Below are 16,845 nucleotides of genomic sequence, written 5' to 3'. Positions count from 1 at the left end.
GAAATCCCATGAGTGCAATCGTCGATATCGTCGGCCGCGAGATTCTGGACAGCCGCGGCAACCCCACGGTGGAATGTGATGTTCTGCTTGAATCGGGCGTGATGGGCCGCGCCGCCGTGCCCTCGGGCGCCTCCACCGGCGTGCGCGAGGCCATCGAGCTGCGCGACGGCGACAAGAGCCGCTACCTCGGCAAAGGCGTGCTCAAGGCCGTCGAGCACATCAACACCGAGATCTCCGAGGCCGTGCTGGGCCTGGACGCTGCCGAACAGGCCTTCCTCGACCGCACGCTGATCGACCTCGACGGCACCGACAACAAGAGCCGCCTGGGCGCCAATGCGCTGCTGGCCGTCTCGATGGCGGTGGCGCGCGCCGCCGCCGAGGAATCGGGCCTGCCGCTGTACCGTTACTTCGGCGGCATGGGCGGCGTGACGCTGCCGGTGCCGATGATGAACGTCATCAACGGCGGCGCCCACGCTAACAACAGCCTGGACCTGCAGGAGTTCATGATCATCCCGACCGGCGCGTCGAGCTTTCGCGAGGCGCTGCGCTGGGGTGCCGAAGTGTTCCACGCGCTCAAGAAGATCATCCACGACAAGGGCATGAGCACCGCCGTCGGTGACGAAGGTGGTTTCGCGCCCAGCGTCGAGAACCACGAAGCGGCCATCCAGTTGATCCTGCAGGCCATCGAGGCCGCCGGCTACACGCCGGGCACGCAGATCGCACTGGGCCTGGACTGCGCCTCCAGCGAGTTCTTCAAGGACGGCGTCTACACGCTGGCCGGCGAAGGCGGCCTGCAGCTCAGCGCCACCCAATGGACCGACATGCTGGCGGCGTGGTGCGACAAATACCCCATCATCAGCATCGAGGACGGCATGGCCGAAGGCGACTGGGAGGGCTGGAAGATCCTCACCGACCGCCTGGGCAAGAAGGTGCAGCTGGTGGGCGACGACCTGTTCGTCACCAACACCAAGATCCTGGAAGAAGGCATCGAGAAGGGCATCGCCAACTCCATCCTCATCAAAATCAACCAGATCGGCACGCTGAGCGAGACCTTCGCCGCCATCGAGATGGCCAAGCGCGCCGGCTACACCGCGGTCATCAGTCACCGTTCGGGCGAAACCGAGGACTCGACCATCGCCGACATCGCCGTGGGCACCAATGCCGGCCAGATCAAGACCGGCTCGCTCTCGCGCTCGGACCGCATGGCCAAGTACAACCAGCTGCTGCGCATCGAGGAAGACCTGGGCGACGTTGCCTACTACCCCGGCCTGAAGGCGTTCTACAATCTGCGCTGACGCGCCACCGCAGCGGGCGCCCTGCCCGCTGCGGGTGGTGATGCCATCACCCACACCCCATGCGCCTGCGCTACGTCACCACGCTCATCCTGCTGGCCCTGCTGGCCTGGATCCAGCTGCAAATCTGGTCCGGGCGCGGCAGCTATCCGAACGTGGAGATCATGCGGGCGGAGATCGAGGTGCAGCACGCCTCCAACGAGCTGATGCGCCAGGACAATGCACGGCTGAACAATGACATTGCCGACCTGCGCGATGGCCGCGAAATGATGGAAGAGATCGCCCGGCAGGAGTTGGGCATGATCAAGCCCAACGAGATCTTCGTGCAGTACACCAAGCCCTGATGCGGGGCCCTGCGCCACCGAAGGCAGCGGGAATGACGGTCATCGGCACGCATCACCATGTCTGGCCCGGACCGCTCGCGCCGATGTTCAGCCCTCCTGCCCGCTGTTGGCGATGATCTTCTGCAAGGCGGCGCGCAGCGTGGCCTGCTCCTGCTCCGAGACGCCCTGCAGATAGCGCTCCTCCAGTTCCAGCACATACGACAGGATTTCGCCAAAGGCCTTGCTGCCCTCGGCGGTCAGATAGACGGACGTGGCCCGGGTGTCCTTGCGGCAGCTCTTGCGCGTGACGTAGCCCTTCTTCTCCAGCAGTTGCAGCGAGCGCGACAGCGTCGACTGCTCGGTCATGGTGTTGCGCCCGAGTTCGCCAATGTTGAGCCCATCCTGCTTCGAGAGAAACGCCAGCACCCGCCAATGCGTCAGGGTCAGGCCGTGCTGCGCGAGGAACGTGGTGATCTGGCCATTGATCGCCGTGGCGGTACGGTTGATCAGATACGGGATGAAGAGGCCATGGCCCGGATAATTGGACACCATCATTGATTGGATTGTTTGGTTTCTGTCTGCGGCCCTTCCAGGGCGCCGGTCCGCTAATCACAGGTTCTTAGCCGATTCGGAAGAATCCGATTCCCCGGCTCAGGGCGAGCCCGATCAGCGAGATCAGGACCAGCGGAACGAACATGTCGACCACCTGGTACGAGCGTGCCGCCACGATCATCAGATGGCCCAGCCCGTCGGTCGAGGAGATCATCTCGGCGAGGAACACGTTGATGCAGGCGATCACCAGCGCAATGCGGCAACCCGTCAGGATCGAGCCCCAGGCCGATGGCAGCAGCACCGTCAGGACCTGCGCTATTTTGCCCGCTCCGGCCGCCTGTGCCGACCACAGCAGCTTGGGCTGCACGGCGCGCACGCCATGGAAAGTGGCCAGGATCAACGGGAACACGGCATCGGCCACCACCAGCCCGATCTTCGAGGCATGCCCAAAGCCCAGCAACAGCACCAGGGCAGGATAGATGGCGATCTTCGGGATCGGCGCCAGCAGCCGCACCAGCGGCATCAGCCAGGCCTCGCCCCCCAGCGCCATGACCACGCCCAGCGCAACGCCGATCACCAGCGCGATCGCGAAGCCGCACAGCAGGCGGATCAGCGTCTGGCCGATGTGGAACTGGAAGCTGCGCTCGCCCAGTTGCTCGCCAAGGTGCGCGAAGATCGCCAGCGGCGAAGGCAGTAGCCGGGCATCAACCAGCCCGAGACCGCTCACGGCCTGCCAGAGCACCAGCAGCGCGGCCACGCTGGCGATCGACCACCACAGCGCCGGCGCCAGCCGCGCCTCCAGCCATTTCATTGCATGTATCGGTGTGTTCATGCCCCTGTGTCCTCTCATTGCCATTCGTTGCCACTCATGGCCACTCATGGCCGATGACAACGGCGCCGGAAACTATCCCGCCGCGCCCTGCGCATCGGTCCAGTGCGTGAGCCTGCGGCGCGCCCACTCGACCAGCGCATCCAATGTCAGCCCGATCACCGCGATGATCACGATCATCGCGTAGACCTCCGTATAGACGGCCATGTCCAGCGCATTGAACAGCAGGTCGCCGGCGCCGCGCTGCCGCGCGATCATCTCCGAGCTGATCATCGTGATCAGGGCCATGGACACGGCGACGCGGCAGCCCAGCAGGATTTCCGGCAGCGCAGCCGGCAGCACCACCCGCAGCATGCCGCGCACGGCGCCCATGCCCATGGCCCGGGCCGACCACCACAGCTTCTCGTCCACCTGCAGCGCGCCCTGGTAGCTGTGGTAGAGCAACGGCAGGCTCACCCCCAGAAAGATCACCAGGATCTTCGAGAGATCACCGATCCCGAACCAGAGCATGATGATGGGCATCAGCGCCGCCTTCGGAATCGGGTAGGCCAGCGCCGCCAGCGGATTGACGACGCGCGCCAGTCGCTGGCAACGCCCCATCGACAGCCCCAGCGGCACCACCATCAGCAATGCCAGCACATAGCCGATGGCCATGCGCCGCAGCGAGGCCAGGATGCTGCCCACATCCTCCCCGCTCGAGAGGATCTGTGGCACCGTCTGCAAGGCCTGCCACGCGCCTGGCAGCTCCTCCATGTCCAGTGCCATGGCCAGCAACTGCCAGCCGCTCAGCAGCGCCAGCACCGGGGCCACACGACGCAGGATTCGGCCGGCCGCACGCGGCATGCCGGCCCGCATGGCCTGCACATGCCCTCGCGTGACACCGCGCTTGCCATGGCAGGCCTGCGTCATGCCGCACTCCGCACATGCCGGGCATGGTCGAGCATGTTCTCCAGCTCCAGCACGTATTGCTGGTAGCGCAGGTTGGTCAGCAGTTCCGCGCGGATCCGCGGCCGTGGCAGGTCGATGTCGACGATGCGGTGCAGGCGCCCGGGCGAGCCGCTCAGCACGAAAACCCGGTCGGACAGATAAACCGCCTCATCCACGCCATGGGTGACGAACAGTACCGTCTTGCGATCGCGCTCCCAGATGCCCAGCAGCTCGTTCTGCAGGTTGGTGCGGGTATGCGCGTCGAGCGCGCCGAAGGGCTCGTCCATCAGCAGGATGCGCGGCTGGTAGGCCAGCGTGCGCGCAATCGCCACGCGCTGGCGCATGCCGCCCGAGAGCTGCCTGGGGTAGAAGCCGGCATAGTCCGACAGTCCCACCATCTCCAGCAGCACCTCGGCGCGCTCGCGCGCCTGCGCCGCCGGCACCTTCTGCACACGCAGGCCATACATCACGTTGTGCAGCACCGTCTTCCAGGGAAACAGCGCGAACTCCTGGAACACGGGACCACGTTCCGGCGCTGGCCCCTGGACCGCCCGGCCATCCACCAGGATCTGCCCTTGCGACGGCTTGACGAAACCGCCCACCATGTACAGCAGGGTCGATTTGCCGCACCCCGATGGCCCCAGCAGCGACACGAACTCCCCTTCGCGCACGCCCATGTCGATGCCATCGAGCGCAAGGTGCGCGCCGCGCCCCGGCACCTCGAAACGCTTGGAGAGCCCCTGGATCTGGATGAAGTCGCTCATGCTCCGGTCCTCTTGGTTACTGCAGCGGTGCCATGAGGTCAGGGCGCACCAGCGTGCCGGCGTCCAGGCGCCGGCTCAGCATTCCCAGCTCGGCGTACTGGTCGAGCATGGCCTGGATGGCCTGTGTATCCGGGCGCATGTCGGCGCTGCGGGCGAAGTCGCTGGGCGTCATCAGGTACCCGGCGAGGGCCTCTACCGGCGCCCGTGTGACCTCGGAAACCACCGCGATCGTTTCCTCGCGCCGGGCCATGGCCATCTGCATGGCGCGCGTGAGATCGCGCACATAGTGCCTGACCAGATCCGGATGGCTGTCCGCGAAGTCGGCCTTGCAGACCTCGATGACATGCACGGTGTTGGGCATGAGCTGCTGCAGCGAGAACAGCTTGCGGATACCGCCCTTGGCCTCAGCCCGCGCGGCAAACGGCTGCACGAACACCGCCGCATCCACGCGGCCGCCACGCAGCGCCGCCTCGGAGCCCGGGAAGCCCGTCTCGACCAGTTGCACGTCCTTGGCCGGATCCAGGCCACTGTTCTTGAGGATCATGGCCATCTGGCCATGCACGCCCGAGCCGTAGACGTTCACGCCCACCGTCTTGCCCTTGAGGTCTTCCGGCCGCTTGATCGGATCGGCCTCGCGCACGCCCCAGTACACCGAGAACGATGACGGACTCTCACCAGCGTGCTGCGCGATCACGTAGGCTTTCAACTGGCCGTTGATGACGCCCTGCCCCAGCGACAGCGGCGCCTGCGACGAGCAATCGAGCGCGTTGGACAGCATGGCCTGCACCATCGGCGCGGTGCCCTGGAACTGCGTCCACTCGATGCGATAGCTCTTGCCCAGTTCCGGAAAGGCGTCCGGGCGGCGCATCATCCAGTATTTGGCCTCCTCGGCGGGGATGGTCCAGCCGACACGGATGGTGGGAATGTCCTGCGCCAGGGCCCCTGCGCCTGCGCTCGCGGCCAATGCCATGGCCAGAACCTTTTTCACTCGAAGTGCGAAAGCCATACGTCAAACTCCTGTGTCCAGAGAAACGAAAGAAAATCCCGGCATGCAGCCGACCCCCGGCACGCTCAGCCGCAGGGGCGAGGCAGGGCCGTGCCGGTGTCCACCTGCTGCGCGTCCAGGAGTCGCACCATGCGCTCGAGTGCCTCCTGCTGAAACTGCTCGGCCTGCTCGGCATTCCACGCGTAGAGCCCCTGGCCGGTCTTGATGCCCAGTTCGCCGCGCTGCATCTTGGCCTGCACGATCGGCGGGCTGGCATAGCGGGAATCGGCCAGCCGATCCGCCAGATAGGCACTGGCGTGATAGAGGATGTCCAGGCCACCGAAGTCGACGAATTCGGCCACCCCCATCGATGCATAGCGAATGCCGAATCCATAGCGGATCGCCACGTCGATGTCGGCAGCGCTGGCCGTGCCGTCCTCGATCATGCGGGCCGCCTCGTTCATGATCAGCACCTGCAGGCGCGGCACGATGTAGCCCGGCCGGTCGTGGCAGACCACCGGCTGCTTGCCGGCCTGGCGCAATACCGCCAGCAGCCGTTCGAGCACCGCGCCTGCCGTGGCGGCATGCGGCGACACCTCCACCAGCGGAATCAGATACGCCGGATTGAGCCAGTGCGCATTGAGAAAGCGCTCGGGATGGGGCACCAGCGTGGCGAGTTCGCCAGCCAGCATGGTCGACGATGTCGATGCCACCAAGGCCTGCTCCGGCAGATGCGCGCCGGCAAAGCCAAGCGCCTCGCGTTTGGCCTCCATCGTCTCGGGCACCGCCTCGAACAGCACGTCCACGGCCGGCAGGGCGGCGGCCACCTCGGTGGCACGCAGCAACCGGATGCGCCTCAGCGCCTCGGCCGCGCCCACCGCATCGAGGCGCCCGAGCCGGCACAGGCGCGCCAACATGGCCTGCAGGTCGCTGGCGACCTCGGCCTCCAGCTTCCGCCAGGCCTCGTCCGTGCGCTGGCGCAGGTCCATCAGCAGGAAGTCGGTACCAGCCAGTGCAAAGGCCACGCCAATGCTGCGCCCCATCCGCCCGGCCCCGATCACCCCCACCAAGCCGCCCGCCCCGGATGGACCAGCCACCGGCGGCTGGCGCATTCCCTCGGCACTCATGCGACCGCTCCCGAATGCAGCCGCTCGCGCAGCTGCGCTGGCGTCAACTCGGCCAGGCCCAGCGTTGCCAGGGCACGCGGGCCCTGCCCCAGGTCACGCCCGCACACCCCCGAAGCAATCGCCAGCAGACCACGGGCAATCGGTGCCTGGGCACCGCACCAATCCGCCACCGACACCAGGAATGCGAGCCCGTACTGGACGTCCTCCGTCATGTAGCGGTGCGCGTGCAGGTCGATCTTCTCGCGCCAGTCACCGCTGTCGACCAGCCGCTGGTGGGCATCGCCGTACATCCATTGGTCATTCTCGTAATGGTCCCGCAGCGGGAAATGAGGGGCGCCATAGCCGAGTGTCTCGCGCACATGGATGCGCTCGAGGTCCAGCGCATTGGTCACGGCGCGGATCGATGGCTGGGTGCCTTCGTTGTGGATGTCCCAGGCCGGGAAATGCTCGAGCGGGCCGGCATTCATCAGAATCAACGGCGGGTGGATGATGGGGCCGGCGTTCATCAGCGCTCCAGAGAGGGCATCCTCCAGCGGCTCCACGCTCGGATAGGCCTGCCGCAGCACCTCGAACGCATGCTCGGACAGGCGCGCGGGCAAGACCCCCGTGGGCAATCTGGTGGCGTAGCTGGTGATGCGCACCCGCGCCTCGCCATGCTTGCGCGCCAGATAAGGCAGGGTTCCCGTCTCGCAGAAGGCCACATCGGCCGTGCAGCCGGCCTGCCGCACTTCCTTGAGCATGACCCATGAGCCGAAAGTGCCGGGCGGCAGGAAAACGACCTGGCCGTCCGCCAGGTGCGGCGCCAGGCGGCGTGCGATGTCCTGCTGGGCGAAAGCCGGCGTTGGCAGCACGATCAGCGCGGCGTCTGCCACTGCTTCGGCCAGGTCGGAGGTCAGCAGGCTCACCGTCGCCGTGGACGCGCCCTGCCCATCCTCCACGTCAATCGTGTAGGCGGGCGTACGCTGGGCCTGGCGACGCCACAACCTCACCTCATGGCCCTGTCTTGCAAGATCTGCCGCAGTGGCATAACAGCCATGCCCGCCGCCGAGGATCGCTACTTTCATCTGTGTCCTTTCTTCGCTGAAGCCAGCACCGCATGGCTTGCCATGGATAGGGGTGAATCAAAATATATGCATGCTCATGCAAATATCATGCCCAGAATTTTTGCACTTCCATCGCCCCTTGATGGAGCTGCCTACACAGGGTGAAGCCCCATGCCCCAGGACGCAATGGCCCGGACTCGAACCCGCAGACACGCCGTGCCTGCCAGCCACTGGGCATGGGCTTTGCACTCCATGCACCAGCATGGCACCTTGCGCACCATGACGCGACAGCGGGCGCCACCCGCGGCATGCACATGTGCAAGCGCGCCCGGAACGCAACAAGCCCCGGCATGGCTCTCCCATGCCGGGGCTTGTGATCCAAAGAGGCCGTCAACCAGCGCGGCAGCCCACATCAACCCATCAGCGCCAGGGCACGGCCTCGCCCTGCAGTTCCTGCATCGCCCCTGTGCCCACGCCGGCCCCCAGCGAGGCGCCCAGGCGGTTGGCCAGTTGATCCGCCAGGTTGCGCTTGTAGCTGTAATCGATCAGCTTTTCGGCCTGGACCACGTCACGCGCCACCGAGTGCACCGAGCCGTAGGCATCGGCCAGCCCCAACTGGATCGACTCCTCGCCGGTCCAGAACAGGCCCGAGAACATCTCGGGCGACTCCTTCAGGCGCTCGCCCCGCCCTTCCCGCACCACCGTGATGAACTGCTGGTGAATCTGCCGCAGCATCTGCTTGGCGTGTTCGACATCGCTGGCCTGCATGGGGCTGAACGGATCCAGAAAGCCCTTGTGCTCGCCGGAGGTCAGCAGGCGGCGCTCGACGCCGAGCCGGTCCATCGCCTCGGTGAAGCCGAAGCCGTTGAGCAGCACGCCGATGCTGCCAACCAGGCTGGCCTTGTCCACATAGATGCGGTCGGCCGCCACGGCGATGTAATAGGCAGCGGAGGCGCCAGCGTCGCCGATGACGGCATAGACCGGCTTGCCGTGCTTGGCCTTGAGGCGCAGGATCTCGTCGTGCACGATGCCCGCCTGCACCGGGCTGCCACCGGGCGAATTGATGTTCAGCAGCACGGCTTGGGACTGCGACTGCTCGAAGGCCGCGCGCAGCGCCGGCAGCAGGTAGCGTGCGCTGGCGGGCTTGTCCTCGGCGATCACGCCCTGGATGTTGACCATGGCGGTGTGCAGGCCGCGCGCAGGCTCGCTCGTCCACTGCGTTCTGGAGAGAAACAGCCAGGCCAGGAACACCAGATAGGCGAGAAACAGAAAGCGCAGCAGAATGTTCCAGCGCCTGCGGGCGCGCTGCTCCTTGAGGCTGGCAAAGGCCAATTTCTCGAGCACGCTGCGCTCCCAGCCCGGCTCCTTGCCGACGCCATCGTCCTTGTCGCCAGCGGCCGGCTTTCCCGAGCGGCGGCCACGACCGGGCTGCTCATCAGCAGCGGCACGTGCCTGGCCAGGCCGCTCGGCCCACAGGTCGCGCTCTTCACCGGTCCGGGACGTTGGCTGGCCCGTCGATGGGCCCTTTGCCGGGCCGGAAGAATCCTCACCAGATTGCATTGTCAAAACTCCACAGCTTGCAGTTATAGCCTCGGTTGTCCAAGTATCTGAGCGCCGGCCATCAGGTCGTCGGAAAAGGCATGGCGAATCTGCTCGGACCTATCAGGACCTGTTTACGATCTTTTCATGGCTCGACCCGCGTGGCCAGCCACTGCCGCAGTTGCGCGACGGACTCCATCACGCCCAGCGGCTCGTAGGCATGCAGGCCCTCGCCGGCATGGGCGCCATAGGCCACCCCCAGGCTGGCGGTGCCGGCATTGCGGGCCATTTGCAGGTCGTGGCTGGTGTCACCGATCATCAGCACCTGCGCGGATGGCACGGCATGGGCCTGCATCAGCTCCTGCAGCATCAGCGGGTCGGGCTTTCCGGCGGTTTCGTCGGCGGTGCGCGAGTCGTCGAACAGGCCCTGCAAGTCATGGCTGGCCAGCACGTGATCGAGGCCGCGCCGGCTCTTGCCGGTGGCCACCGCGAGCACAAAGCCGCGCGCCTTGAGCTCGTGCAGCAGGTCCAGCGCACCATCGAAGAGCACGATGTCGTCCTGGTGCTGCAGGTAGTGGTAGCGGTAGCGTAGGCCCAGCTGCGGATAGGCCGCAGGCGGCACGTCCGGCGCAGCCTTGGCCAGCGCCGCGCCCAGCTCCATGCCGATCACCCAGCGCGCCTGCTCGTCGTCCGGTGGTGTGCCGCCGACGTCGCGCACGGCTTCCTGGATGCTGCGGGCAATGATGGCGGTGGAATCGAACAAGGTGCCGTCCCAATCGAAGGCCAGCAGGCGGAAGTGCTGCGGCTGCAGGGCGGCATCGGACGCCGCGGTGCGGCGCTGCGGCAGGTCGGTGGTCATGGCTGGCATGTCTGGCTGTCGGGCATCTGGATGGGCTGGCAGGGTTCGGAAGGAAGCTCAATATGGGTCGTCGCCGCCCATGGCCAGGTTCTCGAAGCGGGTCTGGTCTTTCTGGAAGAACAGCTTGACGCTGCCAGTGGGGCCATTGCGCTGCTTGCCGATGATGATCTCGGCCACATTGGGCTCCTTGCTCGCTTCCTTGTTGTAGTAGTCGTCACGATAGATGAACATGATGACGTCGGCATCCTGCTCGATGGCGCCCGATTCGCGCAAGTCGCTCATCATCGGGCGCTTGTCGGTGCGTTGCTCCACGCTGCGGTTGAGCTGCGAGAGCGCGATCACCGGGCAACCCAGCTCCTTGGCCAGCATCTTCAGGCCACGCGAGATCTCGCCGAGTTCGGTGGCGCGGTTCTCGTCCGAGGAGTTGCCCGAGCCGCTCATCAGCTGCAGGTAGTCGACCACGATCAGGCCGAGCTTGCCGTACTGGCGCGCCAGCCGGCGCGCGTTGGCGCGCAGTTCGGTCGGCGTCAGGCCCGGCGTCTCGTCGATGTGCAGCGAGACGTTGCGCAGCCGTTCGATGGCTTCGGTCAGGCGCGGCCATTCCTCGTCGTGCAGCTTGCCGGTGCGCAACCGCCCCTGGTTGATGCGACCAATCGAACCGACGATCCGCACCGCCAGCTGAGCCGCGCCCATTTCCATCGAGAAAATCGCCACCGGCAGGCTTTCGTTGAGCGCCACATGCTCGGCGATGTTGATCGCAAAGGCCGTCTTGCCCATCGAAGGACGCGCGGCCAGCACCACCATGTCGCCCGGCTGCAGGCCGCTGGTCATGCGGTCGAGATCAGCAAAGCCGGTGGAGACGCCGGTGATGTCCGACGGGTTCTGTGCCATCTCCTCGATCTGGTCCATCAGGTCGACCACCAGTGTCTCCAGCGACTGGAAGCCCTGTTTCATGCGCGAGCTTTCCTCGGCGATGCTGAAGACCTTGGCCTCGGCCTCATCGAGGATTTGTCCTACCTCGCGCCCGCGTGGGCTGAAGGCGGCCGTGGCGATCTCGTCGCTGGCGGTGATGAGCTTGCGCAGGATGGCGCGCTCGCGGATGATTTCCGCATAGCGGCGAATGTTGGCGGCGCTGGGCACATACTGTGCCAGCATATTGAGATAGGCGATGCCGCCAATCTCCTCGGCCTTGCCGATGCCGCGCAGGTGCTCGAAGACCGTCACCACGTCGGCGGGTTTGCCGCTCTCGACCAATGCGGCAATGGCCGCGTAAATCAACTGGTGCTCGCTGCGATAGAAGTCGCCCTGCTTGAGCAGGTCCGAGACGCGCTCCCAGACCTGGTTGTCCAGCAGCAGGCCGCCGAGCACGCTTTGCTCGGCCTCGACAGATTGCGGCGGCAGGCGCAGATCGGCGATCTGTGGGTCGGCCATCTCCTCGGGGCGCCGGCTCGGAAAGGACCGTACGTCTGAATCCATTGTGTGCATCACTTCCTTCAAACCATCATCTTACCCGGCATGCCCCGCCCCCTGGCGTTACCGGGAAGAGCGCAGGTGGTCTGGCCGACACGCCGCGCAGGATACGCCGTCGCGGCCATGAAAAAACCGCCATGACTGGCGGTTTCTAGGAGTGTGGGGCTGCGCGTCAGATCGCAGTCGCCACCTCAGACGCTTTCGCCGTAGACCGCGACGGTGATCTCGGCATCGACGTCGGTGTGCAGGGCCACCACCACGGCGGTGTCGCCCACCACCTTGATCGGGCCATTGGGCAGGCGAACCTGCGCCTTGTGCACGTCGTAACCTTGCTTGCTCAACTCGGCGGCGATGTCATGGTTGGTCACGGAGCCGAACAGTCGGCCATCGACACCGGCTTTTTGCGACAGACGCACCGTGGTGCCAGCGAGCTTCTCGGCGATCGCCTGGGCGGCAGCCAGCTTCTCGGCAGCAGCCTTCTCCAGTTCGGCGCGGCGCGCCTCGAATTCGGCCTTGGCAGCTTCGGTGGCGCGACGGGCACGGCCAGTCGGGATCAGGAAGTTGCGGGCGTAGCCGTCCTTGACGGTGACGATGTCACCCAGATTGCCCAGGTTGACAACCTTTTCCAGAAGAATGATTTGCATGAGTGGGCTCCCTGTCAGATTTTGTGCTGGTCCGTGTACGGCAGCATGGCCAGGAAGCGGGCACGCTTGATGGCGGTGCTGAGCTGACGCTGGTAAATGGCGCGCGTACCGGTCAGGCGGGCGGGAATGATCTTGCCATTCTCGGCGACGAAGTCGCGCAGGGTGTCAATGTCCTTGTAGTCGATTTCCTCGACGCCAGCGACGGTGAAGCGGCAGAAGCGCTTGCGCTTGAACAGCAGGTTCTGGTTGTTGCGCTTCGGACGGCGATCTTTGTTGAAACGTTTTGGTGCAGCCATGGTCGGCTCCTGATCAAATCTTGGGGTGAATGGAAAAACGTGCAGGCACTGTGCAGCGCGGCATCAGCCGTTCTGCGCCTGTTCGGCTTGCGCAGACTTGCGGGCCTCTTCACGCTCGACCGTCTTCATCATCGACGAAGGTGCCGTATCGGCCTTCTTCTTCTGCACCGTGAGCTGGCGCAGCACGGCGTCATTGAAGCGGAAGGCGTGCTCGAGCTCGTCCATCACTTCCTGACCGGCTTCGATGTTCAGGCACAGGTAGTGCGCCTTGACCAGCTTGTTGATCGGGTAGGCCAGTTGGCGGCGGCCCCAGTCCTCTTCGCGGTGGATCTTGCCACCGGCTTCGGTGATCATGCCTTTGTAGCGCTCCAGCATGGCGGGCACTTGCTCGCTCTGATCCGGATGGATCAGCAAAATGATTTCATAGTGACGCATCGTGATTACTCCCTTGTGGAATGGACTGCCACCCGCAGCGTCAAACAGCGGCTGTGGCAAGGAAACCGCGCATTATAGAGTAAGCCGGTCAATTTTCCAAGAACGGGTTCATGCGCACCAGCCAAAGCAACAGCACCCCGGGCAAAACCGGTGGCCTTGATGCACGTCACACGAATGCCTCTCGATACGGCCGACAATGGGAACGGGCAGACCTGCCTGGTGGCGTCCGCCCCTGCGCACGGCGCGAGCGGCTCGCCGAGAAGCAACACATACCTAATACCTATATAGACAGAGAGGAAGAATTGATGAGTGCCCAAGCCTCCCCCGCAAACACAGCGCCCGCAGGCAGATCCGGCTTTCCGTTCGGTCTGCTCATTGGCGTCCTGGCCATGGTGGCCGTGCTGCTGCTGCCCACCCCGGAAGGTCTGTCGACCGCCGGGCACCGCATGCTGGCAATCCTGCTGTTCGCCGTCATCGTCTGGGTGACCGAGACCGTCAGCTATGAAGTCAGCTGCATCACGATCATGACGCTGATCGCGCTGCTGGTGGGCTTCTCACCCACCTTTACGCTCGATGCGGCTTCGAAGGCCTTCCTGAGCCAGAATCCGGAGACGCTGGTGGGCACGAGCCGCGCCATGGGCATGGCGCTGGCGGGCTTCTCCAACACCGCCTGGTCGCTGGTGGCGGGCGCCACCTTCCTGGCCGCAGCGATGAGCTACATCGGGCTGGACCGGCGCATCGCGCTGGTCATTCTCAACATCGTCGGCACCAGCACCAAGCGCATCCTCATCGGCGTGGTACTGGTGACCATCGTGCTCAGTCTCTTCGTGCCCAGTGCCACCGCGCGCGTGGCCTGCATCGTGCCAATCATGACCGGCGTGGTGGCCGCCTATGGCGTCGAGAAGCGCTCGCGCATCGCCGTCGGCATCTTCATCATGGTGGCCCAGGCCACCAGCGTATGGAACGTGGGGATCCAGACGGCGGCGGCACAGAACCTGCTGACCACCGGCTTCATGCAAAGCCACATCGGCCACCAGGTCTCATGGTTCCAGTGGCTGATTGCCGGTGGGCCGTGGTCCATCCTGATGTCGGTGGTGCTGTTCTTCCTGGTGCTCAAGATCCTGCCGCCCGAGGCCGACGAAGTGCCCGGCGGCAAGGAAGCCATTGCGGCCGAACTCAAGGCACTGGGGCCGACCCCGGCCAACCAGTGGCGGCTGCTGACCATCACCTTCGTGCTGTTGAGTTTCTGGGCCACTGGCGGCGGCCTGCTGCACAACATCGACACCACCACCGTCACCGCCGTGGGCCTGACGCTGCTGCTGCTGCCCATCGTCGGCGTGATCAACTGGAAGGAAGTGCAAAAGCGCGCGCCCTGGGGCACCATCCTGGTGTTCGGCGTCGGCATCAGCCTGGGCACCACCATGCTCAACACCGGCGCCGGCAAGTGGCTGGGCGACTGGGTGGTGCAAGGCGCCGGACTCGAAGGCATGTCGCCCTTCATGATCTTCGCGGTAATGGCCGCCTTCCTGATCGTCATCCACCTGGGCTTTGCCAGCGCCACGGCCATGGCCTCGCTCTTCATGCCGATCATGATCGTGATGTTCCACGTGATCGGCGAGACCAACGCGGCACTGACGCCACAGGTGCAACTGGGCCTGTCGATGCTGCTGGGCTTCGCCATCAGCTACGGCTTCATCCTTCCGATCAACGCGCCGCAGAACATGGTGTGCCTGGGCACGGAGACTTTCAACGCCAAGGAATTCGCCAAGGTCGGCATTCCGCTCACCATCATTGGCTACCTGCTGATGCTGGTGATGGCCATGACCTACTGGCCGATGCTGGGCTGGTTGTAAAAGTCCAGGATGGAGTCATCCCCGAGTCTGAAGTCATAAAGTGCATCGGGGGACTGGCCCAACGCAGCGCAGGCGATGCTGCGCTTGAGTTCGCTGAACTCGCCTGCGTGCTTTCCAGGTGCACCCGCAAGCAGTTCGAAGAAACGCGGCGGCAACACGCCGGGACGCAGGATGGCCCGAACATGCCGCATCTGGGCGGTCAGCACGAAGCTGTACGACCGGCTGCGGGACGGGTCATGGCGCGCCCATGGCAAGTCTGTGTCAACACAGTAACGCTCTCGCGTCACGGCCCGCGTGACACATTCGAATGCATCGCGGACACCTGGACCGGGGTGTCCGCTCAACACGTCCAGATCGGCACGGGCAACTGGACGGCCGGCGACTTCCAGGCACCGGATCGCGCCACTCAGCCCCTGGTAAGTCAGCGCGAGCATGGCCAAGGCTGCGTGGCCATGGTAGGCGCGGACCGCCTCGAACGGGACATGCAATGGCCCCTCTTCCGCCAGGATGCAGATGGCGGGGCTGTCCGGAAAGGAGCCGACAACTGGCTCATGCTGGGGATCGACAAGTATGCTCATGGGAATGTAAGGCTGTGTTTGCACGACATGGACCACCGCTGGAGAGTGGTAAAGGGAAAGGCTGCTGTCGGTCACCGCGGTGGCGGCAAGCCCTTGAGCCAAGGCAGGAAGCCGCGGAGAAACCGCGTGGTGGCCGGCATGAAGTGACTGCCGTGGTGGTACATCGGGTCCAGCGAAGTGACAATCAGGCGTCCCGGCGTGCTGACGGCATCCTCGTACAGCACCGAACCCACGCCTTGCTTGTCTATCAGCGAGACCGCGCCCGGCGGCGGAACGAAGGCCCCGTGTTGGTGCCAGGTGGCATCCGCCAGTGTGATGTACTGGAACAGGCTGTGATCCGGAACGCACAGGCGTAGGCCGGAATCGGTGCCGGGCTCCTTCCACCACCAGAAGTTGACGGCGCTTTCCACCCATTGCACGCCATCGAGCCAGCGATGCGCCGAGTTCGCGCCCATCGCCACCAGCGTGCGCCCGCTGGCCAGGAAGCGGGCGAACAGATCGCGCTGCGCAACCAGCATCTCCAGCGGAGAAGTGCAGGAAACGATCAGCACATCGCAATCCGCGATGGCCTGTTCGTCGAGTTCCCGCAGGTAGATGACGTGATCAATGCAACGCCGCAGCTCGGGCGTATGAAAAGTACGGTGATGGTAATAGGTGCCGGCATCCAGCGCGGCGACCACGGTCTGGCCTTGCAGTTCGTTCATTTCCGCTCCTCCTCCAGCCAGTCCAGCAGTTGTGGCAGGATGCGGGCGGCCGAGTCATGGCCGCCCGCGAACATCCAGAGGTCGTTGCCGGAATGCACCAGCAGGCGCCCGCCGCCGGGCAGCTCCAGCAGCCAGTCGATGGGCAGGCGCTCCGGCCCCAGTGTGTTCAGCACCAGCGCGCCGTGCGGCACCGGATTGGCGCCTCTGGCGTAAAACCCCGCCACGCCACGGCGAAAGGTCATGTGCTCTGCGTCCACGCCGGCAAAGATCGGATGAGGCGCGGCGCGATGGACCCGCAAGCCCTCCAGCCCCAGGGCCGGCGCGGCCTCGAAGGGCTGCAGCCAGCACAGGAACGGGTACGCCACGTGGCCATTGACCACCAACGTACCGCCATTGAGCAGATAGCGCTCCAGATGCGGCCGCCGGGACTGCAGAAAGCGCTGATCCACATGGCAGGGAACCAGGATGGCACGCCATTGCTGCAGAGCATCGCCAGGCAGTGTCTCCAGGTCATAAAGGCGCAGATTGGTCACGCGCGGCGGATGTCCGCCGGTCAGGGCGGGAGGGCCGTCGCCGCCGCCGAAGTTCAGGAATGCCAGAGATGGGGTCATGAGAGGCAACGTGC

19 protein-coding genes are annotated in these 16,845 nt (G+C 65.2%); 3 read left to right on the top strand and 16 right to left on the bottom strand.

Annotated elements, in window-relative coordinates; translation table 11 throughout:
• Positions 1-8 precede the first annotated feature (8 nt).
• Complete coding sequence (gene eno / locus EV687_RS12950) at positions 9-1,295, top strand: phosphopyruvate hydratase (RefSeq protein WP_122227924.1); 1,287 nt, start codon at positions 9-11, stop codon at positions 1,293-1,295.
• A 59-nt stretch (positions 1,296-1,354) separates the two neighbouring features.
• Positions 1,355-1,636 (top strand): FtsB family cell division protein, encoded by a 282-nt coding sequence (locus tag EV687_RS12945; RefSeq protein WP_122227927.1) that lies wholly within the window; start codon positions 1,355-1,357, stop codon positions 1,634-1,636.
• A gap of 87 nt (positions 1,637-1,723) precedes the next feature.
• Here EV687_RS12945 and EV687_RS12940 read toward each other — a convergent pair whose 3' ends face one another.
• The 13 genes from EV687_RS12940 to rpsF form a co-directional block, all read right to left on the bottom strand.
• On the bottom strand, positions 1,724-2,170 hold the full coding sequence (locus EV687_RS12940) for a MarR family winged helix-turn-helix transcriptional regulator (RefSeq protein WP_122227931.1): 447 nt from the start codon (positions 2,168-2,170) through the stop codon (positions 1,724-1,726).
• A 64-nt stretch (positions 2,171-2,234) separates the two neighbouring features.
• Positions 2,235-2,999 (bottom strand): ABC transporter permease, encoded by a 765-nt coding sequence (locus tag EV687_RS12935; RefSeq protein WP_242612627.1) that lies wholly within the window; start codon positions 2,997-2,999, stop codon positions 2,235-2,237.
• A gap of 72 nt (positions 3,000-3,071) precedes the next feature.
• Entirely contained in the window at positions 3,072-3,905 is an 834-nt protein-coding gene (locus EV687_RS12930) for an ABC transporter permease (protein ID WP_242612626.1), read from the bottom strand.
• Entirely contained in the window at positions 3,902-4,687 is a 786-nt protein-coding gene (locus EV687_RS12925; protein WP_122227937.1) for an ABC transporter ATP-binding protein, read from the bottom strand. The genes EV687_RS12930 and EV687_RS12925 overlap by 4 nt, the downstream gene beginning before the upstream one ends.
• A 16-nt stretch (positions 4,688-4,703) precedes the next feature.
• Positions 4,704-5,693, bottom strand: a complete 990-nt coding sequence (locus EV687_RS12920; RefSeq protein WP_122227940.1) for an ABC transporter substrate-binding protein — start codon at positions 5,691-5,693, stop codon at positions 4,704-4,706.
• 65 nt (positions 5,694-5,758) lie between these two features.
• Entirely contained in the window at positions 5,759-6,799 is a 1,041-nt protein-coding gene (locus tag EV687_RS12915; protein ID WP_242612624.1) for a 3-hydroxyacyl-CoA dehydrogenase NAD-binding domain-containing protein, read from the bottom strand.
• Positions 6,796-7,863: an NAD/NADP-dependent octopine/nopaline dehydrogenase family protein gene (locus tag EV687_RS12910; protein ID WP_122227946.1), complete on the bottom strand. Its 1,068-nt coding sequence runs from the start codon at positions 7,861-7,863 to the stop codon at positions 6,796-6,798. The genes EV687_RS12915 and EV687_RS12910 overlap by 4 nt, the downstream gene beginning before the upstream one ends.
• Positions 7,864-8,262: 399 nt before the next feature.
• Positions 8,263-9,402 (bottom strand): S49 family peptidase, encoded by a 1,140-nt coding sequence (locus EV687_RS12905; protein ID WP_122227949.1) that lies wholly within the window; start codon positions 9,400-9,402, stop codon positions 8,263-8,265.
• Between the two features lie 124 nt (positions 9,403-9,526).
• Positions 9,527-10,240: an HAD family hydrolase gene (locus EV687_RS12900; RefSeq protein ID WP_122227952.1), complete on the bottom strand. Its 714-nt coding sequence runs from the start codon at positions 10,238-10,240 to the stop codon at positions 9,527-9,529.
• A gap of 57 nt (positions 10,241-10,297) precedes the next feature.
• Positions 10,298-11,716: a replicative DNA helicase gene (gene dnaB / locus EV687_RS12895; protein WP_122227955.1), complete on the bottom strand. Its 1,419-nt coding sequence runs from the start codon at positions 11,714-11,716 to the stop codon at positions 10,298-10,300.
• A gap of 185 nt (positions 11,717-11,901) precedes the next feature.
• Positions 11,902-12,354, bottom strand: a complete 453-nt coding sequence (gene rplI / locus EV687_RS12890; protein ID WP_122227958.1) for a 50S ribosomal protein L9 — start codon at positions 12,352-12,354, stop codon at positions 11,902-11,904.
• Between the two features lie 14 nt (positions 12,355-12,368).
• The gene (gene rpsR, locus EV687_RS12885) at positions 12,369-12,650 is read right to left on the bottom strand and encodes a 30S ribosomal protein S18 (protein ID WP_122227961.1); all 282 of its coding nucleotides are present in this window, start codon (positions 12,648-12,650) and stop codon (positions 12,369-12,371) included.
• Positions 12,651-12,713: 63 nt separating this feature from the next.
• Positions 12,714-13,085, bottom strand: coding sequence for a 30S ribosomal protein S6 (gene rpsF / locus EV687_RS12880; RefSeq protein WP_122227964.1), 372 nt, complete (start codon positions 13,083-13,085; stop codon positions 12,714-12,716).
• A 305-nt stretch (positions 13,086-13,390) separates the two neighbouring features.
• On the opposite strand from rpsF, the gene EV687_RS12875 reads away from it, so the two are divergent.
• Positions 13,391-14,938 (top strand): DASS family sodium-coupled anion symporter, encoded by a 1,548-nt coding sequence (locus EV687_RS12875; protein WP_122227967.1) that lies wholly within the window; start codon positions 13,391-13,393, stop codon positions 14,936-14,938.
• Here the strand turns inward: EV687_RS12875 and EV687_RS12870 are convergent.
• The 3 genes from EV687_RS12870 to EV687_RS12860 are packed head-to-tail and all read right to left on the bottom strand — an operon-like array spanning position 14,911 to position 16,831.
• Positions 14,911-15,591, bottom strand: coding sequence for a hypothetical protein (locus tag EV687_RS12870; RefSeq protein ID WP_242612623.1), 681 nt, complete (start codon positions 15,589-15,591; stop codon positions 14,911-14,913). The two genes, EV687_RS12875 and EV687_RS12870, sit on opposite strands and share 28 nt — an antisense overlap.
• Positions 15,588-16,220 carry a hypothetical protein gene (locus tag EV687_RS12865; RefSeq protein ID WP_122227970.1) on the bottom strand — a complete coding sequence of 211 codons (633 nt, stop codon included), beginning with the start codon at positions 16,218-16,220 and terminating at the stop codon, positions 15,588-15,590. The genes EV687_RS12870 and EV687_RS12865 overlap by 4 nt, the downstream gene beginning before the upstream one ends.
• Positions 16,217-16,831 carry a hypothetical protein gene (locus tag EV687_RS12860; RefSeq protein WP_122227973.1) on the bottom strand — a complete coding sequence of 205 codons (615 nt, stop codon included), beginning with the start codon at positions 16,829-16,831 and terminating at the stop codon, positions 16,217-16,219. Before EV687_RS12860 ends, EV687_RS12865 begins: the two co-directional genes overlap by 4 nt.
• Between the last annotated feature and the right edge of the window lie 14 nt (positions 16,832-16,845).

Origin of the sequence: Corticibacter populi, assembly GCF_004217315.1 — a bacterium.
GTDB lineage: Bacteria > Pseudomonadota > Gammaproteobacteria > Burkholderiales > Burkholderiaceae_C > Lampropedia > Lampropedia populi.
Note: the sequence above shows the minus strand (reverse complement) of the source record. Positions and strands in the feature narration are given on the sequence as shown.